Annotated in this window: 5 protein-coding genes and 1 rRNA gene; 4 read left to right on the top strand and 2 right to left on the bottom strand. The window is 72.9% G+C overall.

The window, feature by feature from the left end:
- Positions 1–108, top strand: a 5S ribosomal RNA gene (gene rrf / locus C1I99_RS27980); the annotation flags it as partial.
- A gap of 251 nt (positions 109–359) precedes the next feature.
- On the opposite strand, the gene C1I99_RS27975 is transcribed toward rrf, so the two are convergent.
- On the bottom strand, positions 360–1,043 hold the full coding sequence (locus C1I99_RS27975) for a hypothetical protein (RefSeq protein WP_111137203.1): 684 nt from the start codon (positions 1,041–1,043) through the stop codon (positions 360–362).
- Positions 1,044–1,112: 69 nt separating this feature from the next.
- Here C1I99_RS27975 and C1I99_RS27970 point away from each other — a divergent pair, with 69 nt between their 5' ends.
- From C1I99_RS27970 to C1I99_RS27960, 3 genes are read left to right on the top strand one after another with little or no spacing between them, the layout of a single operon-like run.
- On the top strand, positions 1,113–3,731 hold the full coding sequence (locus C1I99_RS27970; RefSeq protein WP_111137202.1) for a valine--tRNA ligase: 2,619 nt from the start codon (positions 1,113–1,115) through the stop codon (positions 3,729–3,731).
- On the top strand, positions 3,728–5,062 hold the full coding sequence (locus C1I99_RS27965) for a bifunctional folylpolyglutamate synthase/dihydrofolate synthase (protein WP_111137201.1): 1,335 nt from the start codon (positions 3,728–3,730) through the stop codon (positions 5,060–5,062). Before C1I99_RS27970 ends, C1I99_RS27965 begins: the two co-directional genes overlap by 4 nt.
- Positions 5,059–5,457 carry a DUF4233 domain-containing protein gene (locus C1I99_RS27960; protein WP_111137200.1) on the top strand — a complete coding sequence of 133 codons (399 nt, stop codon included), beginning with the start codon at positions 5,059–5,061 and terminating at the stop codon, positions 5,455–5,457. The genes C1I99_RS27965 and C1I99_RS27960 overlap by 4 nt, the downstream gene beginning before the upstream one ends.
- A 36-nt stretch (positions 5,458–5,493) precedes the next feature.
- Here the strand turns inward: C1I99_RS27960 and C1I99_RS27955 are convergent.
- A partial coding sequence (locus C1I99_RS27955; protein WP_146604070.1) for a VOC family protein occupies positions 5,494–6,192 on the bottom strand: 699 nt, incomplete at its 5' end.

Here is a 6,192-nt window from a genome sequence, read left to right as displayed (position 1 = left end):
CATGGCGGAGGGGAAACGCCCGGTCACATTCCGAACCCGGAAGCTAAGCCCTCCAGCGCCGATGGTACTGCACCCGGGAGGGTGTGGGAGAGTAGGACACCGCCGGACAATCTTCCAGTCGAGGGCCACCCCGTTACCCGGGGTGGCCCTCACTGCGTTCAGGGGCCGCGGTCCCGCTGCGGCCCGGGCCATCGACAGGGCTGACCCGCCCCACCCCGCTGTCCTTCCCCGAGGCGGGGCGTCGAGGGTGCGCGCGACCGGCGATCCAGGCCGAAGGGCTGCGCAAGCGGCATGCCGGTGCGGAACGAGTAGGCTCGCGCTCCAGCACGCCATGCTCCACCAGCCCGGCGGCGAAGCGGTCACTTGCGGGTCTGGATCTCCTCGCGGATCTTCCGGAGCAGCTCGCCGGCCTCGTCGACCGGGCGGCCCGGGAACATCGCCATCACCACGCTGCCGTGGTCGGCCCAGCCACAGACGGCGAAGTCGCCGCCCTCGCCGCTGGTCGTACCGCACTTCATCACCCCGCCGAGGCGTCCCGCGGGCACCTCGCGGAGGCCGGTCACCGCGCCCGCCTCGTCGGCCATCAGCCCGAAGAGACTGTCGAGGTCGCGTTCCGGCTGCCAGAGCAGGGTGGCGCCGCCGAAGACGAGCACCGAGCGCTTCTCGTCCGCCGGGTCCCGGTAGACCGTGCCGAAGCTGCGGTCCAGTTCGATGTCGGCGGCGAAACCGCTGCGCAGGTAGTCCGCGGTGCTGCGGGCCCGCTCGCTGTCGTCACGGGTCAGCCCCGCCACGCTGGCCGGGGTGGCCAACTCGGCGTCCTTCTGCTGCGCCACCCGCCAGCCCGCCGTGCCGAGGGTGCCCGCGCCGGCGAGCCCGACCAACGCCGCCAGCGCCCACGCCACCCGCCGGCGTCGTGACCGGGGCGCTCGCTGCTCGGGCGCCTGCCGTGGGTCGCGGTTGCTCAGCTGGATGGGCTCCTCGACCAGGTCGACCGGCTCGGGGCCGTCCGCGACCGGACGCTCGGTGAGATGTGCGTCGGACATAGCCGACACCGTACGCGAACCACCGGTGGCGCACGTCAGGTCCGCGGAAGCCCTCCGTAGACTTTCAGGGTGACCGAGAGACTGGATGCCCGACGCCCCGACGCACCGACCCTGTCCGGCCAGTACCAGCCGGGCGAGGTAGAGCAGCGACGGTACGAGCAGTGGGTAGCCGCCGGCCACTTCCGGGCGTCGGCGGAGAGCGACAAGCCGCCCTTCACCATCGTCATCCCGCCGCCGAACGTCACCGGCTCGCTGCACATGGGCCATGCCCTCGACCACACCGTGCAGGACGCCCTGGTGCGGCGTAAGCGGATGCAGGGCTACGAGGCGCTCTGGCTGCCCGGCATGGACCACGCCGGCATCGCCACGCAGAACGTCGTGGAGCGGCAGCTCGCCGCCCAGGGCCTGTCCCGGCACGACCTGGGCCGGGAGAAGTTCGTCGAGCGGGTCTGGCAGTGGAAGGCCGAGTCCGGTGGCGCCATCCTCGGCCAGATGCGCCGCCTCGGTGACTCCGTCGACTGGGACCGCGAGCGCTTCACCATGGACGAGGGCCTGTCGCGCGCCGTCCAGACCATCTTCAAGAAGCTGTACGACGACGGCCTGGTCTACCGGGCCAACCGGATCATCAACTGGTGCCCGCGCTGCCTCACCGCCCTGTCCGACATCGAGGTGGAACACACCGACGACGACGGCGAGCTGATCTCGATCCGCTACAGCGACGAGGTCGTGGTGGCCACCACTCGGGCCGAGACGATGCTCGGCGACACCGCGGTGGCGGTGCACCCGGACGACGAGCGCTACCGGCACCTGATCGGTACCGAGGTCGAGCTGCCGCTGACCGGGCGGCGCATCCCGATCGTCGCCGACGCACACGTCGACCCGTCGTTCGGCACCGGCATGGTCAAGGTGACCCCGGCGCACGACCCCAACGACTTCGAGATCGGCCAGCGGCACGACCTGCCCTCGCTGACCGTGATGGACGAGCGGGGTGTGATCACCGTGCCCGGCCCGTTCGAAGGGCTGGACCGGTTCGAGGCGCGACCCGCGATCGTCGCGGCGCTGCGCGAGCAGGGCCGGATCGTGGCGGAGAAGCGGCCGTACGTGCACGCGGTGGGGCACTGCTCGCGCTGCCGTACGACGGTCGAGCCGCGGCTGTCGCTGCAGTGGTTCGTCAACACCGCCCCGCTGGCCAAGGCCGCCGGCGACGCGGTGCGCGACGGGCGGGTGCGGATCGAGCCGGCCGAACTGGCCAAGCGCTACTTCGCCTGGGTCGACAACATGCACGACTGGTGCATCTCCCGACAGCTGTGGTGGGGTCACCGCATCCCGGTCTGGTACGGCCCCGACGGCGAGGTGGTCTGCGTCGGCCCCGACGAGCAGCCGCCCACCGGCGAGGGCTGGCACCAGGACGAGGACGTGCTGGACACCTGGTTCTCCAGCGCGCTGTGGCCGTTCTCCACCCTCGGCTGGCCGGAGCAGACCCCGGACCTGGCCAAGTTCTACCCGACCAGCGTCCTGGTCACCGGCTACGACATCCTCTTCTTCTGGGTCGCCCGGATGATGATGTTCGGCCTGTACGCGATGGACGGCCGGCAGCCGTTCGACGTGGTGGCCCTGCACGGCATGGTCCGCGACCAGTTCGGCAAGAAGATGTCGAAGTCGTTTGGCAACGTGGTCGACCCGCTGGACTGGATCGACCGCTTCGGCGCCGACGCGACCCGGTTCACCCTGGCCCGTGGCGGCAACCCGGGCCAGGACGTGCCGGTCAGCGAGGAGTGGTGCGAGGGCTCCCGCAACTTCTGCAACAAGCTGTGGAACGCCACCCGGTTCGCGCTCATGAACGGCGCGCACACCGATGGCCCGCTGCCCGCCGCCGAGCGGCTCTCCACCGTCGACCGGTGGATCCTGTCTCGCCTGCAGCACGTCGCCGCCGAGGTGGACGAGCAGTTCGAGGCGTACGAGTTCGCGAAGGTCTGCGACCTGCTCTACCACTTCGCCTGGGACGACGTTTGTGACTGGTACGTCGAGCTGACCAAGCCGGTGCTTGCCGAGGGCGGCCCGGCCGCCGAGGCCACCCGGCGGGTGCTCGGCCACGTGCTGGACCACCTGCTGCGGCTGCTGCACCCGCTCATCCCGTTCGTCACCGAGGAGCTCTGGACCGCGCTGACCGGCGGCGAGACGGTGTTGCGGGCCGCGTGGCCGACCGTCGACCGGGCCCTGGTGGACGACGTTGCGGAGGCCGAGGTCGGCATGGTGCAGCGGGTGGTGACCGAGATCCGGAGGTTCCGCTCCGACCAGGGGCTGCGCCCCACCCAGCGGGTCGCCGCCCGGCTGGACGGGCTGGCCGCCGCCGGCATCGCCGGGCACGAACCGCTGATCCGCTCGTTGGCGCGGCTGGATGCGGCCGGTGACGACTTCCAGGCCAGCGCCACGCTGGCCATGCCCGGCGAGGTGAACGTCGCACTGGACACCCGCGGCTCGATCGACGTGGCCGCCGAGCGGGCCCGGCTCACCAAGGACCGCGCCGCCGCCGAGAAGGAGGCCGCGCAGGCCCGGGCGAAGCTCGACAACCCGGCGTTCGTCGGGAAGGCGCCGGCGCCGGTGGTTGCCAAGATCCGGGACCGGCTGGCCATCGCCGAGGCCGACCTGGCCCGGATCGACGCGGCTTTGGAGGCGCTGCCCTCGTGACCGATCGCACCGAATTCACCGCTGTGGAGGCCGAGCTGGCCGGGCGGGGCTTCACCCGGATGGTCTTCGAGCTGGACCGGATCCAGTCCCTGCTTGACCTGCTCGGCAGCCCGCAGCGGGCGTACCCGTCGATCCACCTGACCGGGACCAACGGCAAGACCTCGACGGCCCGCATGATCGACTCGCTGCTGCGGGCGTTCGGGCTGCACACCGGCCGCTACACCAGCCCGCATCTGGAGACCGTCCGGGAGCGGATCAGCCTGGACGGCGAGCCGGTCAGTGAGGAGCGGTTCACCGCCACCTACTGTGAGGTGGAGCCGCTGGCCCGGCTGGTCGACGAGCGCTCGGCCGAGCCGCTGACCTACTTCGACATGACCACGGCGCTGGCGTTCGCCACCTTCGCCGACGCGCCGGTGGACGTGGCGGTGGTCGAGGTGGGGCTGGGCGGAGCCGAGGACGCCACCAACGTCATCCAGGCCGGGGTGTGCGTCCTCACCCCGATCGGGCTGGACCACACCGAGTGGCTCGGCGACACGATCCAGGACATCGCCCTGGCCAAGGCCGGAATCATCCACTCCGGGGCCACGGTGATCGCGGCGGCGCAGGAGGAGGAGGCGGCCCGGCCGATCCTGGAGCGGTGCGCCGAGGTGGGGGCGACCATCGCCCGGGAGGGCTCCGAGTTCGGGGTGCTGCGCCGGGCGGTGGCGGTGGGCGGCCAGGTGCTCAGCCTCCAGGGGCTCGGCGGGGTGTACGAGGAGATCTTCGTTCCGTTGCACGGGGCGCACCAGGCGCAGAACGCGGCGGTGGCGCTCGCGGCGGTGGAGGCGTTCCTCGGCGCGGGGGCGAAGCGCCAGCTCGACGTGGAGACGGTCCGGGAGGGGTTCGCCACCGCCAGTTCACCCGGCCGCCTGGAGCGGGTCCGCAGCGCCCCGACGATCCTGCTGGACGGTGCGCACAATCCGCAGGGGATGGCCGCCACGGTCACCGCCCTGCAGGAGGAGTTCGCGTTCAGCAAGCTGGTGGCGGTGCTCGGCGTGCTCGCCGACAAGGACGCCGCCAGCCTGCTGGAGCTGCTGGAGCCGGTGGTCGACCAGGTGGTGGTGACCCGCAACAGTTCGCCCCGGGCGATGCCCGCGAAGGACCTCGCGGCCCTGGCCGCGGAGGTCTTCGGACCGGATCGGGTCGAGGTGGCCGAGGAGATGCCGGACGCGATCGAGGCGGCGGTGGCGCTGGCCGAGGAGGACGTGCCCGGGGAGCTGAGCGGGGTCGGGGTGCTGATCACCGGCTCGGTGGTGACCGTGGCCGACGCCCGCCGGCTGCTCAAGCGATGACCGGACCGGAGCGGGAGCAGGCCGAGCGCCCGACCGGTGCGCCCGAGGCGCCGCCGCGACGGTCGGGGCTGCGGAACCCGGACCGGGCGGCACGCGGGCTCGGCGCCGGCACGCTCAGCCTGGAGGCGATCGTGCTGCTGCTGGCGATCCAGCCGATCCGGATGGTCGGCGGCGACCTGGGTGGCACCGCCGTCGGGGTGCTGGTGGGGCTGGCCGTTGCGGCGATGGTGCTGGCCGGGGTGATGCGCCGGCCCTGGGCCTGGCCCGCCGGCACCGTCCTGCAGGGGTTGCTGATGCTGGCTGGCCTGCTGCACTGGTCGCTACTCGTGCTCGGGGTCATCTTCGCCCTGGTCTGGGCGTACGCCCTGCACGTGCGCCGGGTCATCCTCGGCTGAGCCGCCCGCGCCGGCCGGAGCCGGCGCGGGCGTGGGTCAGGCGTCGGCGCGTTCCCGCCACTGGGTGAGGGCGATGCCATGGCCGTCCGGGTCGCGGAAGGCGGCGGCCCGCACCTCCAGCCTCGTGCCCCGGTTCACCACCCGCGGGGCGTACGTGAACCGGACGCCTGAGTCGCGCAGCCGCTCGTACGCCGAGTCGATGTCGTCCACCTCGAGGTTGACGTGCACCAGCCGGCGGCTGATCGGGGCCGCCTCGGTCACCTCCCGCAGCACCAGCCGGGTCGCCCCGGAGGCGAGGACCGCGTTGCCGGCCCCCCGGTCGATCTCGGTGAAGCCGAGGTCCCGGTAGAACCCCAGCGACCGGGGCAGGTCGGTGACCAGCAGGGTCAGCCCGACCCCGGCGATCGGGGCGCCCAGTTCGTCGGCGGCGTCAAGGCCCGGGCCGGCGGTCGGCCGGGGGCCGAAGATCGCCTCGTCCAGTTCCCGCGAGGTTACCGCCTCCGCGGCCGCCCGGTCGCCGGCCGGGGCCGGATCGTCGAGGGGCAGGTCGAGCGGGTCGAACGGGTCTCCCGGCGCCGGTGGCTCCGGCCGTTCCCCGGCCGGGTCCGCCGCGGCGACCTGTTCCCCGGCCGGGTCGGCCGTGGCGGCCCGGCCGGGGAACTGGTCGGCCGTGGCGTGTTCCTCGGCGGGGTTCGGCGGGGCGACGTGTTCCCCGGCCGGGACGACCTCCTCGGG

The organism is Micromonospora deserti (assembly GCF_003236335.1).
Taxonomy (GTDB): Bacteria; Actinomycetota; Actinomycetes; order Mycobacteriales; family Micromonosporaceae; genus Micromonospora; species Micromonospora deserti.
Note: the sequence above shows the minus strand (reverse complement) of the source record. Positions and strands in the feature narration are given on the sequence as shown.

What these genes read in the sequence shown, in the direction of transcription:
- C1I99_RS27975 (WP_111137203.1), bottom strand. Translation starts at nt 1,043, where the DNA reads ATGTCCGACGCACATCTCACCGAGCGTCCGGTCGCGGACGGCCCCGAG.
- C1I99_RS27960 (WP_111137200.1), top strand. Translation starts at nt 5,059, where the DNA reads ATGACCGGACCGGAGCGGGAGCAGGCCGAGCGCCCGACCGGTGCGCCC.